Origin of the sequence: Sphingomonas agri (assembly GCF_038148795.1) — a bacterium.
Taxonomy (GTDB): domain Bacteria; phylum Pseudomonadota; class Alphaproteobacteria; order Sphingomonadales; family Sphingomonadaceae; genus Sphingomicrobium; species Sphingomicrobium agri.
The window spans coordinates 1,051,686-1,075,312 of sequence record NZ_JBAPEU010000001.1; the positions used below are offsets into that span (position 1 = coordinate 1,051,686).

Annotated in this window: 21 protein-coding genes; 14 read left to right on the top strand and 7 right to left on the bottom strand. The window is 62.2% G+C overall.

The genetic code is table 11. From position 1 onward, the window contains the following. Window positions 1-170 precede the first annotated feature (170 nt). The 5 genes from V8192_RS05265 to V8192_RS05285 all read right to left on the bottom strand — a co-directional run bounded on the left by V8192_RS05265 (window position 171) and on the right by V8192_RS05285 (window position 4,662). Window positions 171-1,145, bottom strand: a complete 975-nt coding sequence (locus tag V8192_RS05265; protein WP_341631995.1) for a GHMP family kinase ATP-binding protein — start codon at window positions 1,143-1,145, stop codon at window positions 171-173. Next, a complete protein-coding gene (locus tag V8192_RS05270; RefSeq protein WP_341631996.1) occupies window positions 1,142-2,440 on the bottom strand; it encodes an HAD-IIIA family hydrolase in 1,299 nt (432 codons plus the stop codon). The genes V8192_RS05265 and V8192_RS05270 overlap by 4 nt, the downstream gene beginning before the upstream one ends. Continuing rightward, window positions 2,437-3,378, bottom strand: coding sequence for an NAD-dependent epimerase/dehydratase family protein (locus tag V8192_RS05275; protein ID WP_341631997.1), 942 nt, complete (start codon window positions 3,376-3,378; stop codon window positions 2,437-2,439). Before V8192_RS05275 ends, V8192_RS05270 begins: the two co-directional genes overlap by 4 nt. A gap of 12 nt (window positions 3,379-3,390) precedes the next feature. Beyond that, window positions 3,391-4,023: an SIS domain-containing protein gene (locus V8192_RS05280; RefSeq protein ID WP_341631998.1), complete on the bottom strand. Its 633-nt coding sequence runs from the start codon at window positions 4,021-4,023 to the stop codon at window positions 3,391-3,393. A 363-nt stretch (window positions 4,024-4,386) separates the two neighbouring features. After that, window positions 4,387-4,662, bottom strand: coding sequence for a hypothetical protein (locus tag V8192_RS05285; RefSeq protein ID WP_341631999.1), 276 nt, complete (start codon window positions 4,660-4,662; stop codon window positions 4,387-4,389). A gap of 78 nt (window positions 4,663-4,740) precedes the next feature. Here V8192_RS05285 and V8192_RS05290 point away from each other — a divergent pair, with 78 nt between their 5' ends. The 12 genes from V8192_RS05290 (at window position 4,741) to V8192_RS05345 (ending at window position 17,737) form a co-directional block, all read left to right on the top strand. Further along, the gene (locus tag V8192_RS05290) at window positions 4,741-5,982 is read left to right on the top strand and encodes a DUF3363 domain-containing protein (protein ID WP_341632000.1); all 1,242 of its coding nucleotides are present in this window, start codon (window positions 4,741-4,743) and stop codon (window positions 5,980-5,982) included. Window positions 5,983-6,180: 198 nt separating this feature from the next. After that, window positions 6,181-8,202 (top strand): conjugal transfer protein TraG, encoded by a 2,022-nt coding sequence (locus V8192_RS05295; protein WP_341632001.1) that lies wholly within the window; start codon window positions 6,181-6,183, stop codon window positions 8,200-8,202. Window positions 8,203-8,215: 13 nt separating this feature from the next. Next, a complete protein-coding gene (locus V8192_RS05300; RefSeq protein ID WP_341632002.1) occupies window positions 8,216-8,620 on the top strand; it encodes a CopG family transcriptional regulator in 405 nt (134 codons plus the stop codon). 32 nt (window positions 8,621-8,652) lie between these two features. After that, window positions 8,653-9,606, top strand: coding sequence for a P-type conjugative transfer ATPase TrbB (trbB, locus tag V8192_RS05305; protein WP_373276329.1), 954 nt, complete (start codon window positions 8,653-8,655; stop codon window positions 9,604-9,606). 2 nt (window positions 9,607-9,608) lie between these two features. Beyond that, complete coding sequence (locus V8192_RS05310; RefSeq protein ID WP_341632004.1) at window positions 9,609-9,941, top strand: TrbC/VirB2 family type IV secretion system protein; 333 nt, start codon at window positions 9,609-9,611, stop codon at window positions 9,939-9,941. Further along, window positions 9,938-10,204, top strand: coding sequence for a VirB3 family type IV secretion system protein (locus V8192_RS05315; RefSeq protein WP_341632005.1), 267 nt, complete (start codon window positions 9,938-9,940; stop codon window positions 10,202-10,204). The genes V8192_RS05310 and V8192_RS05315 overlap by 4 nt, the downstream gene beginning before the upstream one ends. Further along, on the top strand, window positions 10,198-12,648 hold the full coding sequence (gene trbE / locus V8192_RS05320; protein ID WP_341632006.1) for a conjugal transfer protein TrbE: 2,451 nt from the start codon (window positions 10,198-10,200) through the stop codon (window positions 12,646-12,648). The genes V8192_RS05315 and trbE overlap by 7 nt, the downstream gene beginning before the upstream one ends. Continuing rightward, window positions 12,645-13,379 (top strand): P-type conjugative transfer protein TrbJ, encoded by a 735-nt coding sequence (trbJ, locus tag V8192_RS05325; RefSeq protein ID WP_341632007.1) that lies wholly within the window; start codon window positions 12,645-12,647, stop codon window positions 13,377-13,379. Before trbE ends, trbJ begins: the two co-directional genes overlap by 4 nt. Before the next feature lie 121 nt (window positions 13,380-13,500). Beyond that, a complete protein-coding gene (trbL, locus tag V8192_RS05330) occupies window positions 13,501-14,802 on the top strand; it encodes a P-type conjugative transfer protein TrbL (RefSeq protein ID WP_341632008.1) in 1,302 nt (433 codons plus the stop codon). Window positions 14,803-14,805: 3 nt separating this feature from the next. Then, a complete protein-coding gene (gene trbF / locus V8192_RS05335; RefSeq protein WP_341632009.1) occupies window positions 14,806-15,612 on the top strand; it encodes a conjugal transfer protein TrbF in 807 nt (268 codons plus the stop codon). Then, window positions 15,609-16,541 (top strand): P-type conjugative transfer protein TrbG, encoded by a 933-nt coding sequence (gene trbG, locus V8192_RS05340; RefSeq protein WP_341632010.1) that lies wholly within the window; start codon window positions 15,609-15,611, stop codon window positions 16,539-16,541. The genes trbF and trbG overlap by 4 nt, the downstream gene beginning before the upstream one ends. Then, the gene (locus V8192_RS05345) at window positions 16,538-17,737 is read left to right on the top strand and encodes a TraB/TrbI/VirB10 family type IV secretion system protein (protein ID WP_341632011.1); all 1,200 of its coding nucleotides are present in this window, start codon (window positions 16,538-16,540) and stop codon (window positions 17,735-17,737) included. Before trbG ends, V8192_RS05345 begins: the two co-directional genes overlap by 4 nt. A gap of 34 nt (window positions 17,738-17,771) precedes the next feature. Here the strand turns inward: V8192_RS05345 and V8192_RS05350 are convergent, their stop codons facing one another. Continuing rightward, window positions 17,772-18,665, bottom strand: coding sequence for a HEPN domain-containing protein (locus tag V8192_RS05350; RefSeq protein ID WP_341632012.1), 894 nt, complete (start codon window positions 18,663-18,665; stop codon window positions 17,772-17,774). Window positions 18,666-18,791: 126 nt separating this feature from the next. Then, window positions 18,792-20,168, bottom strand: a complete 1,377-nt coding sequence (locus V8192_RS05355) for a mannose-1-phosphate guanylyltransferase/mannose-6-phosphate isomerase (RefSeq protein WP_341632013.1) — start codon at window positions 20,166-20,168, stop codon at window positions 18,792-18,794. 297 nt (window positions 20,169-20,465) lie between these two features. Between V8192_RS05355 and V8192_RS05360 the strand changes: the two genes are divergently transcribed. Together V8192_RS05360 and asnB are read left to right on the top strand one after the other, a co-directional pair. Further along, entirely contained in the window at window positions 20,466-21,482 is a 1,017-nt protein-coding gene (locus V8192_RS05360; protein WP_341632014.1) for a glycosyltransferase family 2 protein, read from the top strand. A 67-nt stretch (window positions 21,483-21,549) separates the two neighbouring features. Then, window positions 21,550-23,445 carry an asparagine synthase (glutamine-hydrolyzing) gene (asnB, locus tag V8192_RS05365; protein ID WP_341632015.1) on the top strand — a complete coding sequence of 632 codons (1,896 nt, stop codon included), beginning with the start codon at window positions 21,550-21,552 and terminating at the stop codon, window positions 23,443-23,445. The last annotated feature ends 182 nt before the right edge of the window (window positions 23,446-23,627 follow it).

Sequence of the window (23,627 nt, forward strand, 5' to 3'; positions counted from 1 at the left end):
TCGGTCGGGTTCCGACAGTGCTGTACGTTCGGAGCTGGCGTGGAACGGCCCGGCGCGTCCTATCTGGCCGGGTCGTTTCAATCATGTCGCAGTGAGACTGCCGGTCCTAAGCGGCCAGCTTTCTTGGCTCGGCGACAATCCCAAGGCTCCTTGCGCCGCCTTAACGAGCCCTAGTCGCTGTAGATTATCGTGGAGCCGGCGGTATCCACGTGGACCGAATGCATCTGGTAATCGCCAAGGGCATCGACCACGGCGTCTCGGGCACGCCCCGGCGCGTATAGGAGGAGAAAGCCCGATCCGCCGGCGCCCAGGAGCTTGCCTCCCGTGGCCCCGGCAGCAAGCGCGCGCTCGTAGGCGCTTTCGACCGCCGGGTTTGAAATGTCGGGCGAGAGGGAGCGTTTGCGCATCCATCCTTCGTGAAGGTAGGGCCCCAGCGTATCGACGTCCCGGCAGAGGTCGCCCCGAAGCTTGCGGGCCTGTTCGACCATCACCTTGAGGTTCGCGGCGACCTTGGGATCGTTGATCGTGCTCTGGCCCTGCTTGGTGAGGAGCTCGCTCGCCGAACGCGTCCCCCCGAGATAGAACATGACGAGGTTCTGCTCCATGTGGCGGCGCTGATCGATGGTGAGCGGGACCGTTTCATGGGTGACGCTTCCATCCGTGTGGAACTCGATGAGGTTGATGCCGCCAAGGGCGCAGCCATACTGGTCCTGCTTGCCGATGGGTTCGCCAAGTTTCTCGATCTCGATCTCGCACGCAAGCTCGGCAAGCCTCGAACGCGAGACATATTCGCCGCGATAGGCAAAGCAGAGGTTGAGCAGGCCCACGGTGAACGCGCTCGACGAGCCCATGCCGGTTCCCGCAGGGACATCGGCGCTCGAGTTGAAGTCCACCCGGTCGATCGAAAGGTCGCGGAAGACCTGCTGGATGATGCGGTGCCGGATCTGGTCGGCGGTCCTGGGTTTCTCGATCTCGGAATATTTGAGGATGCAGCCCTGCCGCTCGAAATACTCGTGCATCGAGAGATAGACGTATTTCTTCACCGACATGCTGAGGACCGCGCCCTCATGCTGGCGATAGAAAGCGGGGAGGTCCGATCCGCCGCCGACGAAGCTCACTCTCAAGGGGGTGCGCGAGATGATCATGGAAGCGCCCTTAGGATCAGCTCAGCGGCATCGCCGATGTTTGCCGCGTACTCGTCGGGCTCGACGGAATAACGCGCCCGGTCGTTCCCGGCATGACCGGTCGAAACCAGGATGCTGCGACTTCCCGCAGCAACAGCTGCCGCGATGTCGCAGTAGCGGTCGCCGATGAGCCATGATCTTTTAAGGTCGATATTATGCATGCGGGACGCCTCCTGCAGCAGACCGTCACGGGGTTTGCGGCAATCGCATTCGACCTTGAGTTCAGCGACTTCGCCAGGCCAGCCCCTCTCGGGATGATGGGGGCAAATGAGGATGTCGTCGAGATAGGCGCCGGCCTCGCTCGCGAGCTGGTTGTCGATCTCTCCAGTCACGGCCCGGAGGTCATCCCAGCTCATCATGCCCTTGGCGAGATCGGGCTGATTGGTGACGCAGATGACGGGAATTCCGGCCTCGTTGAACGAACGGATCGCCTTGGCTGCGCCTTCGATGAGGGTCACCTCGCCTGGCGCGTGAACGCCGTCCCGCTCCTCGTTGATGACCCCGTCGCGGTCGACAAATATCGCGGCTTTCCGGTGGCGAAGTGCAAGGCGTTCGACGCGCCCGGTACGAAGGTGTCCCTCGGCGCGCGCGAGACGCTCTGGGGTCCCGATGTCTTTCACATATTCGCAGCTTCGATAGGCGTAGAGGGGTTCCCCCTGCGCAAGGCGCGGCAGGACGTCCTTGCCCCAGTCTGATGCGCCTTCTTGCGGAACATAGTCGAGCGCAATCGGGAAGAGGACATACAGCGCTGCGCTGACGAGATTGGGGTAGTGCTGGTCGATCGCGTGGGGCTTGGGATGGACGGCAATGATCCGCCCATCGGCGTCAGTCTCCAGAAGATCGCTATCGAACGGGTGGTCGTTGGGATGCGCGAACAGGGTCCCGGCGCCGCCCTTCTCGAGTGCGAACTGCGCAAGCGCCCGGAAGTCGACGTCCATGAGGATATCGCCGTAGACCACCAGGAAGGGCCCCGTGAGGCGGCCCCGGACCTGGTTGAAACAGCCGGCAGTACCAAGCGGCTGGGCTTCACGCACATATTCGATCCTCGAACCGAAACGGCTGCCGTCGCCAAGCTGCTCTTCGATCTTCTCGCCAAGATAGCCGGTGAGGATAAGGAAATCGGTAAAGCCCTGGCTTGCGGCGGATGCGATCGTGCGCTCGATCAGCGCAGTTCCGTCGATCGGCACGAGTACCTTGGGAAGACCTTCAAGACCGAGCCGCGTGCCTTTGCCCCCGGCGAGTACGACGACCTTCATTCGCTCTCGGCCCAGATCGCCCGTGCAGCGAGTCGGATCGCCTCGTCCGAACTTACCGAAGGAGACCAGCCAAGGCCCTCGATTGCCGAGGTGTCATAGGCAAATTTGGGAACATCGCCGATCCAGCCCCGATCGCCTCCCGTATAGGCGATCTTGGCGGGGCCGGAGCCTTCCTCGATGACGATGCGGGCGATGTCCGAGACCTTGGACCGCGTCGATGCGCCGACATTGTAGATGTTCACTTGTTCGCTGGCCTTCTCCCAGACAAGAAGTATCGCCCGAACGAGGTCGAGGACACTCAAGTAAGGCTTTTCCTGCGTCCCGTCGCCCAGCACCTCGAGGTGGCCAGGCGTCCGCCGAAGCTTGTGAACGAAGTCGTAGACCGCGCCGTGGGTTGCACGGGGGCCAACGACATTGGGAAAGCGCGTGATCCAGCTCTGGATGCCGTAATTTTCGCCGTAGGAGGAAATGAACCCTTCGGACGCGAGTTTCGCCGCGCCGTAGTGCGAGATCGGCTTCAGCGGCCCGAAATCCTCCCTGATCCGCCCGTCCGCTTCGCCGTAGACTGCCGAGGTCGAAGCAAAGACGAGTTGACGGATATCGGCCTTCCGCATCGCCTCGAGCACCCGGAAAGTGGTGCTGAACGTATTGTCGAGGTCGACCGACGGGTCCGCATGAGACCGCGCGATGTCGGAATTGGCGGCCATGTGGAACACGCACTCGAAGCCGCCGCCGGCGACCATTTCGTCAAACCAGGCCGCATCGAGGATTTCCCCTCGAACGAACTCGAAGGCCGGATTGTTGTGGAGCTGCCGAAGGTTGCTCTCGCGCCCGAGCGAGAGGTTGTCGACCGCAACGACGTCGTGGCCCGCGGCGACGAGGGCATCGCAAAGATGGCTGCCGATGAAGCCGGCGCCGCCGGTAACGAGGATCTTCACGATGTTACGAGCTCACTCGGCTTGGCCGTTGTCGCGCCGACAAGCAATATATTGGGCAAGGATGTGCATGATGGCTTGGTGTGCGTCCTCGACGATCCCGTAATTGTTGGTCGCCGCATAGATGGATGCGTCGGCCATCTGTGCAAGCTTGCCGCCGCTAAAGCCGCTGAAGCCCGCAACGAAGACTCCGAGCTCTTTGGCTCTCGTGACGGCATTGAGGACATTGGGGCTGTTGCCCGACGATGAAATGGCGATGAGGACGTCGCCTTTCCTTGCGAAGAACTCGAGCTGGGTGTCGAAGACATGCTCGAAGCCATAGTCGTTGGCGATCGCCGAATAGAGCGGCATGTTGGAGGTGAGCGAGCGCGAGGAGACTACGGGATACTCTTTGCAGCTGGTCCCCTTGGTCCAGTCGCAGCAGAGGTGATCGGCGATTGCGGCGGACCCGCCGTTTCCGACGACGAAGATCTGCCTTCCGCTCTTCGTCGCCTTGAGAATTTCATCGCAGACCTGCTGGACCGCGTCGGCCGAAATGCCCTCGACGGTGGTCCTTAAGGACGCTGCATAATCACGCATGTACGAACCGACGGAGGACCAGTCCAAGGTGACGTTGAGGTGGCGCGGGTCCTGTTTCTCGAGATCCATCGGGCCACGAACTCCATGAAATACGCTGTAAATCTTAGCAGCCTTTGCCGCGGTTAGTATCCCATTAAAGGCCGGCCAATGAGGCACAAGGCCGCTGCTGGCCCCCGATGGGACAGTTGCTGCCGGTCCTTCGTGCCTAACCCTTCGTCATAAACGCAGTCGCGGGCCGTCACGGACACGTGAAATCTATAGGACGGGCCAACGCAGGAAGCGGTCGCGCCAATGGACAGGGAAGAATGGTTCGAGCCGAGGGCCGGCAAAGGCACGGAATGGAATACGGCCGTTCAGCCGAAATATCTCGGTTCGGTAGTGAAGCTGGCGCGCCGCACGAGCTCCGGCACCTTCTTCCCCCGCTCAGGGCGGCTATTCACAGGTAGCCAATTCGGTAGAGGCGGCGTTGTAGCCCGGAGCCTTATGAGCCGCGAGCGTTTCGCCGGATTCCGTACAAGGCACGCGTTCGTGAGATGTCGGGTGGTGCGAGTTCGAGGCACCGCGATCACAGCTGCGCGCTGTTACCTCCGCTATCTCGAGCGCGACGGAACGAGCCGCGAGGGCGGCCGCGGCCTGCTCTATTCGGCCGACGAAGACCACGCGGACGGCCGCGCTTTTGTTGAGCGCTGCACCGGTGATCGGCACCATTTTCGCTTCCTAATCGTGCCCGAAGACGGAGCAGAATACGAGGATTTGCGACCTCTTATCCGGCGCTTGATGACGAGAATGGAAGATGACCTCGAAACCCGTCTTGAGTGGGTTGCCGCGAACCACGCCAATAGGCTCTTCCCGCATGCGCACCTGATGCTTCGAGGGAAGGACGAACATGCCGAGAATCTTGTTATTGCGCCGGATTATCTTTTCCACGGCATGCGCGAGCGTCTCGCCGGTATCGTCTCGCTCGATCTCGGCCCGCGAACGGATCTCGAGGTGAAGCCCGACAGGCTCGAGGTCTGCGCCGAGCGACTGACCTCGATCGATCGCCGCCTCATGCGCGACATGGACGATTGTCACGTCGTGCGAAGCATGGGACGCGACATGGTCGACCACGCAATCCGCACCGGACGCCTACGGAAGCTTGAATCAATGGGCCTGGCGAGGGAACTTCGAGGAGGCAGATGGGAGCTGTCCGCCCAACTTGAGAGGAACTTGGGCCGCATCGCCGAGCGCCATGAGACGGCGCGAACGATGCAGCGGGTTCTAAGGGCGGCTGGCCTCGAGCGCGCGCCTGGGGAGCAACTCATCTACAACCCATCGGCTCGCACAAAGTTGACGGGCAGGGTGCTGGCGCATGGCCGCGAAGACGACCAAAGCAATAACTATCTGATTGTCGATGGGGTCGACGGCAGGGTCCACTGTGTCAACGTTGGGACGGGTTTGATCGGCGAGCCGCTGCCCAAAGGGGCAATCATCCGTGTCGAGCCCTCGACTGACCTAGCGCCAGATACCGAAGACCGCCCCCCTCACATCACCTTGCTCTCACCTGTTCCGCTGGAGGAACTCGCCGGCCAGAAGGGTGCGACGTGGCTCGACGAGGAGCTCAGCTTGCCCGCTGCAGCGGCTCGCGATCAGGGCTTTGGCCGGCAGGTTCGCATCGCACTCGCGCAGCGGCGAGCCGTCCTCCTCGAGAGGGGCCTTGCATCGGTAGAGGGGGACGAATTTGAGTGTCGGCCGGATATGCTGCGCACTCTAAGGGCGATGGCCATCCAGCAGGCCTCGATCGTGATTGAGCAAGAGACCGGGCTCGATTTCAAAGCCGCTCCTCCCGGATCACATGTCGAGGGTAAGCTTCGGCAGCGGCTCGATCTTCCATCAGGCCAATTTGGAGTGATCGAGGGTGGACACGAGTTTTTCCTCGTCCCCTGGCATCCCGAACTTGCGCGCGCGATCGGCGATCGGGTTTCGGTCCTGGTCCGCGACAGGGAGATCGGCTGGACGATTGGCCGAGGCCTCGAGCTGGAGCTGTAATCACCAGTGAGCTCGGCCGGCTGCCTCGAGCAGGCTTCAAAGATTTTCCTGACCGGAAGCACGCAGCTCTTGCGATCAGCAGGCGCGAGATTCTCAAGACCGCCGTTCGCTGCGTCGAACGCGTAATTTTCCCGACTCGCGGTGATGGCGGATCTCTGTCGCGCGGGGCCGGCATGATGCCGGCCCGGGAGTCAGCAGATGACGCCGACGAAGCTCCTAATTGGCCAGGTTTTCCTGGTCTTCGCGATCATGGGCCTGGGCCTCTGGGCCGCGACGCAATGGGCGGCCCATATGCTCGCCTATCAGCCAGAGCTTGGGCTTCCATGGTTCGATATCGCAGAGCTGCCGATCTATCGCCCCTGGGCTCTCTTTCCATGGTGGTACCACTACAATGCTTATGCCCCCGCCGTGTTCGACAAGGCAGGATCGCTCGCTGGCGGCAGCGGGTTTCTGGGCTGTGCTGCAGCGGTCGCTGGCTCGCTCTGGCGGGCGCGGCAGCCGGGGCCGGTCACGACCTACGGATCGGCCCGGTTCGCAAATGATGCCGAGATCCGCCGCGCGGGACTGTTCTGCGACGCCGGTGTGTTCCTGGGAAGACTTGGCGGCTCTTACCTCCGTCATGATGGGCCCGAACATGTCATGGCATTCGCGCCCACGCGGAGCGGGAAGGGCGTCGGCCTCGTTGTCCCGACGCTGCTTAGCTGGACTGGCTCGGCGGTCATTCACGATATCAAGGGTGAGAACTGGCAGCTGACCGCCGGCTGGCGTTCGCGTTTCTCGCACTGCCTGCTGTTCGACCCGACGGACAGCAGGTCGGCGCGCTACAATCCGCTTCTCGAAGTCCGTCGCGGGCCCAGCGAGGTTCGCGACGTTCAAAATATTGCCGACATTCTGGTGGACCCCGAAGGCGCGCTCGAGCGCCGAAGCCATTGGGAAAAAACGAGCCACGCCTTGCTCGTGGGAGCGATCCTCCACGTGCTCTACGCCGAGGAAGAAAAGACGCTCGCCCGCGTCGCGACCTTTCTCTCCGATCCAGAACGAAGCTTCGGCGAGACGCTCAAAGTGATGATGTGCACGAACCATCTCGGAAGCGCGGACGAGCTCAAGGTTCACCCAGTGGTCGCTTCGGCCGCCCGGGAGCTTCTCAACAAGTCGGAGAACGAGCGGTCCGGCGTCTTGTCCACGGCGATTTCCTTCCTGGGGCTGTACCGCGATCCCACAGTGGCAAGCGTCACGTCGGCGTGTGACTGGCGCATCGACGATCTGCTGCATGCCGAGCGCCCCGTCTCGCTCTACCTGGTCGTCCCGCCGTCCGACATCTCGCGTACCAAGCCGCTCATTCGGCTGGTCCTCAACCAGATCGCCCGTCGGCTGACCGAGCGGCTCGATGTCACGCAAACAGCGCCCCGGGGGCGGCAGCTGCTCCTGATGCTTGATGAGTTTCCAGCACTTGGCCGCCTCGACTTTTTCGAAACGACGTTTGCCTTCATGGCAGGCTACGGGGTTCGCGCGTTTCTCATCGCCCAGTCGCTCAACCAGATCGTCAAGGCGTACGGCGAGAACAATTCGATCCTCGACAATTGCCATGTTCGAATAGCGTTCGCGACCAACGACGAGCGCACGGCCAGGCGCATTTCAGATGCGCTCGGCACTGCGACCGAACTTCGAGCGATGCGCAATTACGCCGGACACCGCCTCGCACCTTGGCTGGCCCATGTGATGGTTAGCCGTCAGGAGAGTTCTCGCCAGCTGCTCACACCAGGCGAGGTCATGCAGCTGCCTGCGACTGACGAATTGGTACTCCTTTCAGGAGCCGCTCCAATCCGCGCCAAGAAGCTTCGTTATTTCGAAGACCAGCGTTTTACTTCCCGGATCGCTCCCCCGCCGCGCCTGGATCATCGCCGCTATGCCGATCGTCCTGCAGCACGCAGCGATGACTGGGAGGGCTTCTGCTTTGCTTCGCCACCGCCCCTCCCGAACGAGGAGCCCGAGGCTTCGTTCGCAGAGCGCAGCATTCAACGGCGTGATCTGGAAGTGGGCGTGGAGGGAGTTGGTTCGCCGGCGCCCATTTCCATCGCTGCCAGCCTCGGAGGCGAGGAGGAGCGCTCCACTTATTCGGATCAGCTGCGTGAGGACATGCGACCCCTCGCGTCGGCGCTCGTCGCCCAGTCCATCAACCAGGGATCGGACCATTTCGGCATCACGATCCCGGAATATTGAGGAGAGGACCCTGATGAGTGAGCCCGAGAATATTAGGTTTCGCATTACAGTACCGAGCGAACTCCTGCAGCGCCTCGAAGGCGTGATCGGCCGCGGCGCAAGCAAATCGTCAGTCGTTGCGACTGCGATTTCCGCCTGGATCGATCGAAAAGGGGACGACGAACTCGAACTCCGCTTCGCGAGGCGCCTCGATCGTCAGTCCGCCCAGCTCGGGAGAATCGAGCGAATTGCGAATATCGATCTCGAGAGCCTCGCCCTGTTCATCCAATACATGCTGACCATCAACGCGCCGATTGCCGACGAGGATGAGGCGGCGCGTGCGCTCGGCCGCGACCGCTTTCGAGCCTTCACGCAACGCGTTGCGAGACAGCTCGCAACCGGGCGCCGCCGCAGCCTCGATCCGGAGGGCGAGGAGTGAACGCCTCGGAATCGGCAAGCCGCAAACGCGCAATGCTGCGAACCGCGATGGGGATCGAGATCGGTGCGGCGCTCGCGGACCCGAATGTCATTGAGGTCATGGTGAACCCGGACGGAGCGCTCCGACTGGATCATCTCGAAACGGGCCGGTGCGAGACCGGCGTCGTCCTCGACTGCGCGCAGACCGAGCGGATCATTCGGCTCGTCGCTAGCCACGCGCGGATCGAGGCGCATGCCCTGGCACCGATCGTCAGCGCCGAGCTTCCGCCGCTCGGCGAGCGCATTGCGGGCGAGCGGTTCGAAGGCCTCCTGCCCCCCGTCGTCCCCGGGCCCTGCTTTGCAATACGCAAAGCCGCACTGCGGATTCATACGCTCGCCGACTATGTGGCGGACGGGATCATGAGTGATCCAGTCGCTCGGCTCCTTTCGCAAAGCGTCGCCGAGAAGCGCAACATCCTGGTCGCCGGGGGGACCAGTTCCGGCAAGACCACTCTTGCCAACGCACTGCTCGCGGAACTCGCGGCGAGCGACGAGCGGGTCATCATCATCGAGGACACGCGCGAGCTTCAATGCGCTGCGCCTGACACGGTGGCCCTGAGGACCAGACCCGGCATCGTTGCGATGTCCGATCTCGTCCGCTCGACGCTTCGGCTGAGGCCTGACCGCATCATTGTCGGCGAGGTGCGCGGCGGCGAGGCTCTCGACCTCCTCAAAGCGTGGAACACCGGGCACCCGGGAGGCATCGCGACCGTCCACGCCAACAGCGCGCGCTCCTCGCTCTACCGCATTGAGCAGCTGATCCAGGAGGCGGTGGTGAACGTCCCTAGGCGGCTGATCGCGGAGGCCGTCGACCTCATCATCTTCATCGCGGGACGAGGCACGTTGAGGCGGATCGCCGCCGTCGAGTGCGTCGAGGGCCTGGATGCCACGGGCGATTACGCCCTGCGTTCGATCATTCCCGAACACCCAGCATCAGAAGGAGAGTGACCATGCCGGTTCCACGCACCATCCGATGTGCCCGTGCTGCCCGTTCGACCTTGTTCGCGGTCGGCATCATCTTCGCCACCGGCGCCGATGCCGCAGGCTCGGGCATGCCCTGGGAGGAGCCGCTCCAGAAGGTTCTGGAATCGGTTCAGGGGCCGGTCGCAAAGATTGTCGCGGTCATCATCATCATTACCACCGGGCTGACGCTCGCCTTTGGCGAAACCGCCGGCGGCTTCAGGCGGCTCATCCAGATCATCTTCGGACTCTCGATTGCCTTTGCGGCTTCTTCCTTTTTCCTGAGCTTCTTCAGCTTCGGCGGCGGGGCGCTGATTTCATGACCCGCCCGGCAATCGAAGGCTTTGAGGCGCCAATTCACCGCGCTCTCGTAGAGCCGATCCTTTTGGGCGGCGCACCTCGTTCGCTCGCGATCCTCAACGGAACGGTGGCTGCGGCGCTCGGCCTTGGCCTCAGGCAATGGATTGCCGGTCTCATTTTGTGGGCGATCGGGCACAGCGTCGCCGTGCTTGCCGCCAAGCGCGATCCGAGCTTCGCACCGGCCCTTCTTCGGCACCTTCGCCTGCCCGGGCGTTTCTCGTGCTGAACCTTGCTGAATATCGGAGCCGCTCGGACCGGCTTTCTGATCACCTTCCCTGGGCTGCGCTCGTCGCCCCCGGCATTCTCCTCAACAAGGACGGCAGCTTTCAGCGAAGTTTCGCATTCCGAGGTCCCGACCTTGAAAGCGCGACGGAGGCCGAACTGGTCGCGCTGTCGGCGCGGGTCAACAATGTCCTCAAGAGGTTTGGTTCGGGATGGGCTCTCTTCTTCGAGGCGGAGCGCATCGAGGCGCTTGGCTACCCCGAAAGCCGCTTTCCTGATCCGGCTTCCTGGCTGGTCGACAAGGAGCGACAGGCAAGCTTTGAAGGCGGCCGCGACCATTTCGAGAGCCGTTACCACCTCACATTGGCGTGGCTGCCTCCACCCGACTCCGAGGCGCAGGCCGAGCGAGCCCTGGTCGAGGGCGGTGCCGAGCGCCAGGGGCGCGACTGGCGCCAGGCTCTTGCGTCCTTTGTCGCTCACACGGACCGCGCTCTCGACCTTCTTGGCGGCTTCATGCCGGAAGTTCGGCCGCTCGACGACAGCGAGACCCTGAGCTTCCTTCACAACGCAGTCTCCGAGCGGCGGCAGGTAGTCCGCGCTCCCGAAACGCCGATGTACCTCGACGCATTCCTTCCCGACACGCCGCTGACGGGCGGGCTGAAGCCGAGGCTCGGAAGCCTGCACCTTCGAACGCTCACCGTGCTCGGTTTTCCCTCGCTCAGCCGGCCAGCGATCCTGGATGCGCTCAATCATCAGGATTTCGGTTACCGCTGGGTCACGCGGTTCATCGCGCTCGACAGGACGGATGCGGCACGGGCCCTGACGCGGCTGAGGCGGCAATGGTTCAACAAGCGCAAGTCCGTGACCTCGCTCCTGCGCGAGGTCATGTACAACCAGCCAGCGCAGCTGACCGACAGCGATGCCGACAACAAGGTCGCCGACGCCGATCAAGCCCTGCAGGAGCTGGGCGGCGACCATGTCGCCTTTGGCTATCTCACCACCACGATCACCGTCGCGGACGAAGACAGCGCTGCTGCCGACGAGAAGATGCGCAGCGTCGAGCGCATCGTGAACGGGCTCGGCTTCACGGTGAAGAACGAGCGAATGAACGCGGTCGAGGCCTGGCTTTCGAGCCTTCCGGGCCATGCCTATGCCAATGTTCGCCAGCCTCTGCTCCACACGTTGAATCTTGCTCACCTGATGCCCCTGTCGTCGGTCTGGGCCGGGCCAGCGGAGAACGCGCATCTTGGCGGACCGCCGCTCCTCCTTGCCGAGAGCAGCGGGTCCACTCCCTTCCGCCTGTCGACCCATGTCGAAGACGTGGGTCACATGCTGGTGATCGGTCCGACGGGCGCGGGAAAGTCCGTGCTCCTGTCGCTTCTGGCACTTCAGTTTCGGCGCTATGAAGGAGCCCGCGTCTTCATCTTCGACAAGGGCTGGTCCGCCAGGGCCGCAGTGCTGGCGATGGGCGGCAGCCATCACGAGCTCGGCGCCGGCCATCCTGGCGATGAAGCGGCGCTGGCATTTCAGCCGCTGAGGCATATTGACCAGGCGACCGAGCGCAGCTGGGCCGCGGAATGGCTCGAGGCGCTTCTCGAGTACGGGGGCCAAAGGGTCACTCCTGAGACAAGAGAGACGCTGTGGTCGGCCTTGCTGAGCCTTGCGTCGGCGCCTCCTCAGGAGCGTACGCTGACCGGTCTCTCGCTTCTTGTTCAGTCGAACGAGCTCAAGTCGGCGCTTCTTCCTTTTACGCTCGAGGGTCCGTTCGGTCCGCTGCTCGATGCGGCCGAAGACGGTCTTGCAATCGCGGATGTCCACTGCTTCGAAACCGAGACGCTGATGGCGCAGCCCGGAGCAGTTGCGCCGATGCTCACTTACCTCTTCCATCGGCTCGATGAGCGGTTCGACGGACGTCCAACGCTGCTTCTGTTGGACGAGGCCTGGCTCTTCCTCGACAATGCGTTGTTTGCGGCGCGGATCCGCGAGTGGCTCAAGGTCCTTCGCAAGAAAAACGTTGCGGTCATCTTCGCGACGCAGTCGCTCGCCGATGTCGCCGAAAGCTCGATCGCTCCCGCGATCATTGAAAGCTGCCCCCAGCGGATCTTTCTTCCCAACGACCGCGCCGCCGAGCCGCAGGCACGCGAAGCCTATGAACGCTTCGGGCTCAACCCCCCGCAGATCAACCTGATCGCAAGGGCAACGCCAAAGCGCGACTATTATCTGCAGTCGCGGCAAGGCAACCGGCAGTTCGACCTTGCCCTTGGCCCCATTGCGCTGGCGATTTGCGGCGCATCCGACGCGGCATCACGCAGCCTGATCGACCGGCTCCTCGAGGATGGTCCCACGGACAGGTTCCTCGCGCGCTTTCTCGAAGCCCGGAGCTTGGGCTGGGCCGCGAGCCTGCTCGACCAATTTCCCCAGCTGAACCAGGAAGGAGATGAGAAGTGATTGCCATTCATCGCGCCCTCGGGCTTGCCGCGTCAGCGGCACTTACAGTGAGTAGCACGTTCCTCGTCCCGGCCGTTCCGCTGCATTCGGCGGGCCTGCCCGTGTTCGACGTTACCAATTACACGCAGAACCTTCTCCAGGCGGCGCGCGCCCTCGATCAGGTGAACAACCAGATCCGCTCGCTCCAGAACGAAGCGTCGATGCTTCAGAACATGGCGAAAAACCTTCAAAACCTCGACTTCCCTCAGCTCCAGCGGATCACGTCGGCGATGGAGCGGATCGACGCCCTGATGGGCGAAGCACAGCGGATCGATTTCAGCGCGGACGGTCTCGACCAGAGGGTCCGCACGCTGTTTCCAGGTGAGCTCCAGCGAGCTCTATCGGGTAACGACCAATTGGCGCAGGCGCGCGCACGGCTTGATGCGGCAAGTGCCGCTTACCGCCAGTCAATGAGGGTTCAGGCGCAGGTCGCGGCCAATGTCCAGGAAGATGCCGGAGTGCTCGGCGAACTGGCTGCAAGCAGCCAGGGCGCCGTTGGCGCGCTCCAGGTCGGTCAGGCCGCCAACCAGCTTATGGCGCTCAGCGTCAAGCAGCAGTTCCAGCTGCAGAACCTGATGGCATCCGAGTTCCGCGAGGCGGCTATCGAGCGCGCGCGCAGAGCGCAGGCGGAAGAGGACGGACGAGCGGCGACCCGGAGGTTCCTCGGGCTCGAGACGCCTGCCCGCAACTGAACCTCACCAGATGGTGCGGGCGCCGCGCCCTTCCGCCCGCGCCAGCCGCAGGACTTCCCGTTCCCCCGGGCGGAGGTCCTGCGGCCCCCTCGACCTTCAAGGAAAGCAACACCGCAGCGAAATGGCCGATCTCAATGTCATCGACCGCTTCATGGCGGCTTTCGTTCATTACATCGACAGCGGCTTCGGGCTGCTTGGCGGCGACGTTGCATTCCTCAGCACGAGCCTCGTCGGGATCGACATCACGCTTGCGGGCCTGTTCTGGGCGCTTGGGGGCGAGGATGACGTCATCGGGCGCTTCCTCAAAAAGATCCTTTATGTCGGCGCCTTCGCGCTCATCCTCGGCCGCTTCTCAAATCTTGCCGACATCATCTTCAGGTCCTTTGCGGGACTTGGGATCACTGCCGGGGGCGGGCGCCTGTCGGCCGGCGATCTGCTTCGGCCGGGCTTCATCGCGTCAACCGGTTTCGAAGCTGCAAAGCCCTTGCTCGAACAGGTCAGCCAGCTTGTCGGCATCACCAGCTTTTTCGACAATTTCCTGACGATCGCGGTGCTGATGATCGCCTGGTTCTTCGTGATCCTCGCCTTCTTCCTGCTCTCGATCCAGCTTTTCATCACGGTTGTCGAGTTCAAGCTGACTACGCTTGCCGGCTTCGTCCTTGTTCCGTTCGCCCTCTGGAACCGCACGAGTTTCCTTGCCGAACGGGTGCTCGGGAACGTCATATCCTCGGGCATCAAGATCATGGTGCTCGCCGTCATCGTCGGAATTGGCTCAGGCTTTTTCGACGAATTTCGAATGGCCGCGAGCGGGCAGGAGCCGGACCTTGCCGGCGCGATGAGCCTAGTTCTTGCAAGCCTTACCCTTCTTGGCCTTGGCATCTTTGGCCCTGGAATTGCCTCCGGTCTCGTTTCAGGAGCGCCTCAGCTTGGCGCAGGCGCTGCCGTCGGCACGGCAGTCGCCGGGTTTGGCTCGCTCGCGCTTGGCGGCGGGGCGGCGATCGGAGCCGTGCGGGCGGCGGGCGGCGGCGCGCTTGCAGCTGTCCGCGCCGGCACGGCCATGGGTGCCGCCGGTTCGACTGCCTATCGACTGGGTCAGGAGACTTCAGGCTCCGCAACAATCGGCGCGGGCCTAAGCGGCATCGCGAGCGCAGGCGGCGCTGCTCTCCGCCAGAAGCTGGCCCAATCCACCGGCATTGGTACTGCGGCTGAAAGCGGACGTCGCGCGGCCTTGTTTGCAGGGGCGGCAGCCGGTCCCGCGAATGCTGAGCTCGCGGGAGCGGCACAAGATGCCCCCGAATGGGCACGGCGCCTCCGCTCCGAACAATCGGCCCGGCACTACCGGCACGTCGCCCTTGAGGCTCTTAGCCGGGGAAACAGCGGCGGTGCCGGAGCCAATCCTGACATCAAGGAAAGGGAGGACTAAGCAATGAGGTTCAGGCGCGCGGTTCAACGCTACGGGCGGACGCCCCAGCCGCAAACGCCATACCAGCGGGCGGGACAGGTCTGGGACGAGCGCATCGGCGCCGCCCGCGTGCAGGCACGCAACTGGCGCCTGATGGCACTGGGCGGGTTATTCCTTTCAACCGGCCTTTCGGCGGGATTTCTGTGGCAATCGATGCAGAGCAGGGTGGTGCCTTATGTGGTTGAGGTCGACCATCTTGGGGAGCCGCGCACGCTTGCGCCGGCCGATAAGGAATATCGGCCGACCGACCCGCAGATCGCCTGGCACCTCGGCAGGTTCGTTGCCAACGTCCGCGGGGTCTCGCTCGACCCTGTCCTGATGCGTGCCAACTGGCTCAGCGCTTATGATTTCGTGACGGCGAGGGGAGCAAAGTTCCTCGGCGAATATGCGAGGGCCGCAAACCCGTTCGGATCGGTCGGGACCCGGACAGTTTCGATCCAGGTGACGAGCATCGTTCGCGCCTCGGACCAGTCCTTCCAGGTGAAATGGACCGAAACCGAATATGAGAGGGGGAACCTGGTTTCGACCAGTCGCTGGACGGGCATTCTGTCGGTCATCGTCCGCCCGCCGGTTTCCGCCGAGATCCTCCGCAGGAACCCGCTTGGCCTTTACGTCGATGGAATCGACTGGTCACGCGAACTGGACGTCACTCCGGTGACGCCGCCGCGCACACCGCCGCCTTCCAACACCAATCTGCCGCCGGGATCGCCGCTCGACCCCCAAGCGGACGGCATCTCGGAGCCAGGTCTTTCGACAAGGAGCACCCAATGACACGCTCTGCCATTTTGATCTTCGCGTCCCTCATGGGGCTCGGAGAATTTGCCGGAGAGACCGCGGCCGCGCCGCTTGCGGCAAATATTCAGGCTGGGCATCCCCTCGCCGCCTCAAAGATCAAACATTGGTCCAAGCCAGCGACCCGGCAGCTTGAGCGCTCACGCGCCCAGTCACGAGGGGATCCGCGGCTCAACCGAATAGCCGCTGCGAACGTGAGCGCGACCCTCGAGCCCGCCGCTGCTTTCTACGTTGGTGCGGTCCAGGTTTACCCCTGGAGGGAGGGGACGCTCTACCGTCTCTACACCGCGCCCGAGCAGGTCAGCGACATTGTGCTCCAGCCCGGGGAATCCCTGATCTCGGTCGCAGCCGGCGACACTGCGCGGTGGATCATCGGCGATACTTCCAGCGGAACCGGGGCGACGCGCAGAACACACATACTCGTCAAGCCAGCGGCTGCAGGCCTGAGGACCAACCTCCTGATCTCGACCGACCGCCGGGTCTATCATGTGGAGCTTCAAAGCGCTGCGCGATCCGCAATGTCGAGCATCGCCTGGACCTATCCGGACGACGGGCTCCTGGCGCTGAAGGCCAATCAATCAGCCTTCCAGCCTGTCTCCACGGAATTTGCGGTAGAAGCGCTCGACTTCAATTACCGGATCGAGGGCGATCATGTGCCGTGGCGGCCGCTTCGTGCCTTCGACGATGGGCGGCAGGTCTTCATCGAGTTTCCGCCCAGTCTTGCTCAAGGGGAAGCGCCGCCCCTGTTCTTGCGCGGAGCGGGCGGCCGGCCAGAGCTCGTGAATTACCGCGTGCGCGGACGCTATTATGTCGTCGATCGGCTGTTCCAGGCTGCCGAGCTTCGTCTCGGCGGAAAACAGGTGGTCCGGATCATTCGTGACGTACCGCGGTCGCGGAGGGCGTCATGAACGAGGGGACGCCGCCCTCCGGCCTGCCACCAAAGGAGGACCCTGAGACGCTGGTTCTGCGCGGCCGGCCAAGTCCGGTGGTGCGCTTCAGGCGAGGGCTGATCATTGCGCTTACCGGAGGCGTTGCATCGGTCCTAGTGGCTTTGTCGTGGATCGCGCTTGAACCGGCAGCTAACCGCCAGGCGGCGAGCGCGGATGAAGGCGCCGAGCCGGCGAGGGAGGCAGCGCCCGACGCACTCGCAAACGCGCCGAAGAACTATGGCGACGTGCCGCGTCTTGGACCGCCGCTGCCAGGCGATCTCGGACGCCCCATCCTCGAGCATCAAAGAAGTCTGGAGACTGCGACTGCTGCGCCGTTCGGAATGGCGGACGCGGAGCGAGAAGCTTCGTTAGTTGGAGCCGAGCGCGAGAGGGTCGCCGCCGCGAAAGCTGCTGCACGCTCGTCACCCATGTTGGTCCAGCTTGCCCAGCGGACGCGTCCTCAGGAACAGGTGAGCGCGTCAATGTCCCCGTCAGATGAGACCCTGCCCAGTAGGGAAGCGGCAACTATTCCTGCAACGCAGAAACACAAGATTGAATTCGCGCAGTCGTTGGACGGCACTCTTGACGCTCACGTGTCGAGGCCGCCGGTGTCGCCTTGGATGCTCGCTGCGGGGACGATTATTCCGGCGAGCCTCATCACGGGGCTCAATTCTGATCTTCCGGGCATGGTGCTCGCTCAGGTCACCGAGAACGTCCGCGACAGCGCGTCGGGCCGCGAAATTCTCATTCCTCAGGGGGCCCGCCTCCTTGGTCGGTACGACAGCGTCATTGCCTACGGCCAAAAGCGAGCGCTGGTCATCTGGGACCGTATTCTATTTCCGGACGGTTCGTCGCTGGACATCGACAACATGCCTGCAGCGGACGTGTCCGGCTATGCGGGCCTCGCTGACCGGGTCGACTCTCACACTTGGCAGCTCATCAAGGGAATTGCCCTTTCGACGTTGCTTGGCGTCGGTACTCAGCTGAGCTTCAGTAGCTCCGAGAGTGATCTCCTTCGTGCAATCCGGGAATCCGCTCAGCAGAATGCGGCTCATGCGGGAGATCAGATGACGAGCCGTAATCTCGATCTCCAGCCAACGATTACGGTCAGACCCGGCTGGCCGGTTCGCGCCGTGCTCAGCAAGGACATTGTTCTTCAGCCGTGGAAGGGATGAGGCTTAGCTACTGCGGATGGCCTGACAGCATGGATCAGGCGAGCCGCTCTTCGCAGACGGTCTTCACCAACATCTGCAGCGCGGACACATGCTCGCCGAGCCATTCAAGCTCTTCATTCGTAATTGTGTACTGGGGGGAATAGCGCGCGTTCACATAGGCTAGGCGGAGCAACTCAAAGCATCGGCGCTCAAATTTGGTTGACCTAGGCCACACTTCGATCAGACGAGGGTCAACGTCCTCTGCTAGTGATCGCAAGAAGTTCAGCTTGTGTGACTTCGGACTGTAGAGTGTCGAAACAAGTAGCACGCAGTGGTAAAGCCGCTCGGTTGCCTGGTGCAGATTAAAGGCGGCCTCATTTCGATCACCCCTTTCAAAGAGAAACTGCGCGGAAGCGAGAAACGCGTCGGCGCTGGGGAACCATCTGTTGAAGTACGCAGCCGCTTCGATCATTTCCTCCGCGCGCGGGAGCTCGCGCGGACTGACGAACGGGTATCCATCGGCTTCGTAAAGAGTGATGCCTTGCTGAGCGATATCAATGAAAAAGGGACGACCCCGTTCGAGTTGCCGATTCACGTCCATAAGCGAGTGAACGATGAAATTGACGGGAGCGCTGAGGGATTTGGCAATAGTGAGTTCACGCATCAGTCGGTCATCGGCGGCAGACCAGTAATCGACCAGATCGGTTAGGCGCTCATCATTGACGACAATCAGGATGTCGTAGTCAGAGGCATAGCCCCCGGCTGGATCGTCAACCCAATCGCCGCGCGCATATGATCCATAAAGCACCAACTTCAGGATGCGGCCGGCCTTCTTCCAAGGCTGCGTGGCGGACTTCAGCGCAGCCTCGAACTCTTCGAAGAGAATTCGTGTCACACGCTCGAGTTCTCGGCGCTTGGAGACCGGAAGATGATCAGTTTCCGTGCGCATATGACGACCATCTGTAACGAGCAGAGAAGGAAATGCGCAAACATTCGAATGATATGAGCAATCCCAACGAGTGGGGCCTTATCGCTGGTGAAAACGGTCGCCTTTCAAACCTTCTGACGAAGTCGGTCAATCCAGCTTCGTGTGGTACTGAATTTCCACAACTTCGAGCGGTAGCGTACCGGGGTTGGCCAATCGCCGCCTTGCTCGTGCTGGGACGAAGGCAGTCTCTTCTTCCTGTACGATCGAGACCTGCTCGCCGATGGTAGCCTCAGCCACACCACGAACGACGATCCAGTGCGCCGAGGTCTCAATATCGCCCCCGTCCGACAACTGTTCTCCTGGATTGAGAACGATGCGTTTGATTTGACAGCCAGAGCGGTCGGCGATTGACTCATGCAAATCCCACGGTTGGACGGTCGTGGAATGTGAAATGACGCATTCGCGGGCCTGGGCGCTCAAATGACCGACTATATCTTTCACGTCGGAAACGCGGGAAAGTGGGGATACAAATACCGCATCTCGCGTAGCAATGACGGCCATGTGATCTAGGCCGACAGCCGTGACTAGAGGTCCACCTTCTTCACTACGGAGCAGCGACGAATGGGTATCGAGCACCATCACGTCGCCCCGAGTGGCGTTGTCGTTAGGGTCTCGCCCCTCGAGTTTCCATACCGCATCCCATGAACCAACGTCCGACCAGTCCATCTCCACGGGGACAACCATCCCTCGCGATGTCTTCTCCATGATTCCATGGTCAATCGAGATGTTGGCGGCTCGGTTGAACGCTTCGGCCTCCGGTCGAATGAAGACATCGTCGGTCGTGGAATTTGTCATTGCCTTCGTGATCGCATGGAGGCTGTCTGGAAGAAATTTCCGCATTTCCTCCAGCAGAGTGCTCGCCTTGAGGAGGAAAATACCCGTGTTCCAATAGAAGCGTCCCGTCGCGAGATACTCCGCCGCTTTCTGGGCGTCCGGTTTCTCAACGAAGCGCGCGATTGGTACGGCGCCCCCGCCTGGCTCCTTACCTATCCGAGCTTCGATGTAGCCAAATTGGGTATTTGGCTCCGTTGGTTGGGCTCCGAACGTGACAATCGCGCCGGTTTCCGCGTCAGCAGCTCCAGTGCTGATCGCGGCCAGCAAGGCATCCCGATTCAAGATCACGTGGTCCGAGGGCACCAACAGGAGGAGCTCGTCGCTTGCGACTGACTTTGACCAAGCTGCTGCGAGCGCGGCGGCCGCGGAGGTATTGCGGGCCATTGGCTCCAGAAGAATCGCTTCGAACGGAGCGCCAACTTGTTCGAGTTGGCTCTTGATAAGGACGCGCTGATCTTCACTGCTGACGATGATGGCCGGAGCGAACTGTTCACCCGAAAGACGCGAAGCGGTCTGTTGAAGCAGCGATTTCTCGCCCATCAATGGGAGCAGTTGCTTTGGGAACAGTTGCCGCGAAACAGGCCACAGGCGAGTTCCCGCACCACCGCAGAGAATGACTGGACGGATCATTGGTTCACTCATCGCAGGGGTCCGCGAGAATTTCGAGAGCATAAGTGGATGTGCTCAATCGCGTCCTGAAGCGGCACGTCCCTGGCTCTTCAAGCAGGCAACCGCTTGATGACGCCTAGCCGCCTTGTAAAATTCTGCCAAAACTGAGGTCACGGCCTTCCGTCCCGGGCTATTTAGCGGCTGGCGAATCCCTGAGAAGCCAAAAAGTTAGAGATCTGAAGACCGTGCGCCGAAAGAGGACGGTCTGACGAACTCCTATTGTTAGGCTCTGCTGACGGCTGCTAGGCGAAATCGGGCATGGCGAGTTCGAGTAGGAGCGACAGCGGCAAGCCGGCGAAGCCGCCGCGGAAACGCGCCAAGAAGCGCGTCGGTGACTATTGTCTTATCAGTCCAGCCCGCAACGAAGCCGAATACGTTCGGCAGACGCTTAATTCCGTCGTTGCTCAGACGGTGCTTCCGAAGCGTTGGATCATTATTGACGATGGCTCAACCGACGAAACGCCGCGCATCCTCGCTCTATATGCCGCAAGGCACGATTTCATCGAGGTTCATAGCCGCGCGGACCGCGGCCGTCGTGCCTTGGGCGGAGGCGTCGTCGAGGTGTTCAACTACGGGATGGAGCTGCTGGGCGACGATCCTGTAGAATTTGTCTGCAAGCTCGATGTCGATCTCATTCTTCCCCCCCGTTACTTCGAGCGTCTGCTCGAGGAAATGGCCAGTGACGAGAGGCTGGGGTCAGTCTCGGGCAAGCCTTATTTTCGCGTGGGCGGGAAGGAATCGGGCGAACTGAAAAGCGAGCGGATCGGAGACGACGTGTCCGCAGGCATGACGAAGTTCTACCGGCGCGCCTTCCTCGATGATATCGGCGGGCTGGTGAAGGGTCTCATCTGGGACGGGATCGACTGCTATCGTGGTAGGATGCTCGGGTGGCGCTCGAAATCGATCGATGACCCGGAACTCCGTTTCATCCACCTGCGGCCGATGGGCTCCAGCGATCGCGGTATCATGACCGGCCGCCGGCGTCTGGGGGAGGGTTACTGGTTCATGGGAGCTGCGCCCTCTTTTGTACTTGCCTCTGCAATCTACCGCTTGAGTCACAAGCCTGCGGTGCTCGGCAGCATCGGTACTCTTCATGGTTATGCGAAGGCATGGCTCAAGGGGGCGCCGCGATACGCGGACCCCGAGTTCCGCCAATATCTGCACCGCTATCACCGTGCGATGCTGACGAAAGGGAGGGCGCGCGCCGCCGAGCTTTTCGACAAGGAAGCGGCCGAAACGTGGAAGAACCGGAGGCGGAGCGATCGCCACGCTTGACTATTCCGGGGCCGGCTCTCTCAGCCTCTCAAACCGCGCCGCATCGCGATACGGGAACTGACCGCTCATGTGTGGAATCTCGGGCGCGATAGGGGCGCTTCGCCCAGCGGACATCCAGGCATGCGAGGCGATAAGCGATCGCCTCCGTCACCGTGGGCCGGACGATGCGGGTATCTGGTCCTGGGCGGTAGGGGAGCCCTTTGGGGGCGTCCTTTGCCACCGGCGCCTTTCCATCATCGATCTGCGCCACATCGCTGCAGAACCAATGGTCAGCGCGGCGACCGGCACCGCGCTCGTGTTCAATGGCGAGATCTACAATTTCCAGGAACTGCGTGCCGAACTGCAGGCGGGTGGAGCGCAGTTCGTCACGAACGGCGATGCGGAAGTCATCCTGCACGGCTACGACCGGTGGGGCGTCGATGTCTTCGCTCGCCTCAGGGGAATGTTCGCTCTGGTCCTGGTGGATCCGCGAAATCGCCGCGCCGTGATGGCGAGGGACGGTTACGGTATCAAGCCGCTCTACTGGGCACGCTTTGCCGGCGCTGACGGAAGGCCAGCCCTGGCCTTTGCTTCCGAAGGGCGCTCGCTGGTGGAAGCGGGTTTTGCCGAACTCCGCACCGATGCCGGAAGGATAGGGCAATATCTCTGGAACGGCTTTATGCCGGGCCCTCAAACCATCTGGACACAGGTCGAGGAAGTCCCGCGCGGCTGCTTCGCTGTCCTGGACGAAGAGCATCCGGAGCCGCAGTTCCATCGATTCTGGAGGATCGGGTCGAGCCTTCAAGCGGGCGCTCCGATCAGTCCCAACGATGCCGACGAGCTTATTGCGGAGACGGTCAAGCTCCACCTGATTTCGGACGTGCCGGAGGTGGTCTTTCTCTCAGGCGGGGTGGACTCGACCGCAGTTGCTGCGGCGGCCGCCGCCCAGACGAGCGAACTCCACACGCTTTCGGTGGCCTTCAGCGAGGCTTCGGCAGACGAGCGGCACTTTGCCGGCGCCGCAGCAGTGGCGATCGGAAGCACGCACCATGTCGTCGAACTCTCCGCAGCCGGCATCCTCGATGACCTCCACTTGGCGGTTGCAACGCTCGACCAGCCGAGCTTTGACGGTTTCAACAGCTGGTTCATCAGCCGGGAGGCCAAGCGCCTCGGGTTCAAGGTTGCACTATCCGGTGCGGGCGGCGACGAGCTGGTCGGCGGATATACAACTTTCCGCCGAGCACTCCGCGCGCGGGCGGCGATGAGGTTGCCGGCCGCGAAATTGGCCGCCCGGGTTGCTGGCCGGACGCTTCAGCAGTTTCGACCGGATTCGAAGCTTGGTCAGCTCGGACGCGCCTTTGGCGCGCTCGAGCAAATGTACCAGACGCAATATGCCCTCTTCAGCAAGGGGGTGCTGAGCCGCCTTCTGGCCGATCCCGACGAGCTTCGGGCCTGGGGGCTGGAGGCGGATCGTGCATCCGATCTTGCGTCCGAGATCGCGCCCCTCTCGACGCTTCGGGGCGTCACGGCGCTCGAATCCGAGTTGTTCCTTGGCGACCGCCTCCTTCGCGACATGGACGCTGTCAGCATGGCCCATTCGATCGAGGTTCGCGTTCCGCTGGTCGACACGTTCCTCTCCGACGCCCTTGCCGGACTGAGCGATAAGGATCGCTATCTCCCGATCGGGCGGAAGAACCTGCTGCGCCGGCAAAGCCGAAGAGTTCTGCCCGACAGCTTCTTCTCGCGTCCGAAACGGGGTTTCGAGTTTCCGATGGACAGCTGGATGCGCGGTCCGCTTCGACCGATGATCGAGGCGCGGCTCCTTGATCCGCAGCAATGCGCAACGCTCGGCCTTCGAGGTGCGGAAGTTGCGAGGATCTGGAAGCAATTCCTTGATCGGCCCGGCAGCGTCTACTGGACACGGCCATGGGCATTGTTCTCATTGCTCCAATGGGCTTCGACCAACCAGGTCAGCTCCAACTGATCCGGGGAGCTGGGCAGCCTACGGTCGTTTAATTGCTGTTAAATTCGGCTCGTCGCGCGATGATCGGATTATCCACAGCTTTTCTAAGCAAAATTACACGTCGGCCCGTGCGCAGAACTCAATCTATCGTAAACAAATATTAACTGTCTCGCCCGATGCTCCGCCTCTGTGCAAAAGGGCAT

Excerpts from the sequence above, each read along its gene's own strand:
- V8192_RS05265 (WP_341631995.1), bottom strand. The coding sequence starts at position 1,145 with ATGATCATCTCGCGCACCCCCTTGAGAGTGAGCTTCGTCGGCGGCGGA.
- V8192_RS05270 (WP_341631996.1), bottom strand. The coding sequence starts at position 2,440 with ATGAAGGTCGTCGTACTCGCCGGGGGCAAAGGCACGCGGCTCGGTCTT.
- V8192_RS05280 (WP_341631998.1), bottom strand. The coding sequence starts at position 4,023 with ATGGATCTCGAGAAACAGGACCCGCGCCACCTCAACGTCACCTTGGAC.
- V8192_RS05285 (WP_341631999.1), bottom strand. The coding sequence starts at position 4,662 with ATGGTGCCGATCACCGGTGCAGCGCTCAACAAAAGCGCGGCCGTCCGC.
- V8192_RS05290 (WP_341632000.1), top strand. The coding sequence starts at position 4,741 with ATGGAAGATGACCTCGAAACCCGTCTTGAGTGGGTTGCCGCGAACCAC.
- V8192_RS05295 (WP_341632001.1), top strand. The coding sequence starts at position 6,181 with ATGACGCCGACGAAGCTCCTAATTGGCCAGGTTTTCCTGGTCTTCGCG.
- V8192_RS05300 (WP_341632002.1), top strand. The coding sequence starts at position 8,216 with ATGAGTGAGCCCGAGAATATTAGGTTTCGCATTACAGTACCGAGCGAA.
- trbB (WP_373276329.1), top strand. The coding sequence starts at position 8,653 with ATGCTGCGAACCGCGATGGGGATCGAGATCGGTGCGGCGCTCGCGGAC.
- V8192_RS05310 (WP_341632004.1), top strand. The coding sequence starts at position 9,609 with ATGCCGGTTCCACGCACCATCCGATGTGCCCGTGCTGCCCGTTCGACC.
- V8192_RS05315 (WP_341632005.1), top strand. The coding sequence starts at position 9,938 with ATGACCCGCCCGGCAATCGAAGGCTTTGAGGCGCCAATTCACCGCGCT.
- trbL (WP_341632008.1), top strand. The coding sequence starts at position 13,501 with ATGGCCGATCTCAATGTCATCGACCGCTTCATGGCGGCTTTCGTTCAT.
- trbF (WP_341632009.1), top strand. The coding sequence starts at position 14,806 with ATGAGGTTCAGGCGCGCGGTTCAACGCTACGGGCGGACGCCCCAGCCG.
- trbG (WP_341632010.1), top strand. The coding sequence starts at position 15,609 with ATGACACGCTCTGCCATTTTGATCTTCGCGTCCCTCATGGGGCTCGGA.
- V8192_RS05345 (WP_341632011.1), top strand. The coding sequence starts at position 16,538 with ATGAACGAGGGGACGCCGCCCTCCGGCCTGCCACCAAAGGAGGACCCT.
- V8192_RS05350 (WP_341632012.1), bottom strand. The coding sequence starts at position 18,665 with ATGCGCACGGAAACTGATCATCTTCCGGTCTCCAAGCGCCGAGAACTC.
- V8192_RS05355 (WP_341632013.1), bottom strand. The coding sequence starts at position 20,168 with ATGATCCGTCCAGTCATTCTCTGCGGTGGTGCGGGAACTCGCCTGTGG.
- V8192_RS05360 (WP_341632014.1), top strand. The coding sequence starts at position 20,466 with ATGGCGAGTTCGAGTAGGAGCGACAGCGGCAAGCCGGCGAAGCCGCCG.
- asnB (WP_341632015.1), top strand. The coding sequence starts at position 21,550 with ATGTGTGGAATCTCGGGCGCGATAGGGGCGCTTCGCCCAGCGGACATC.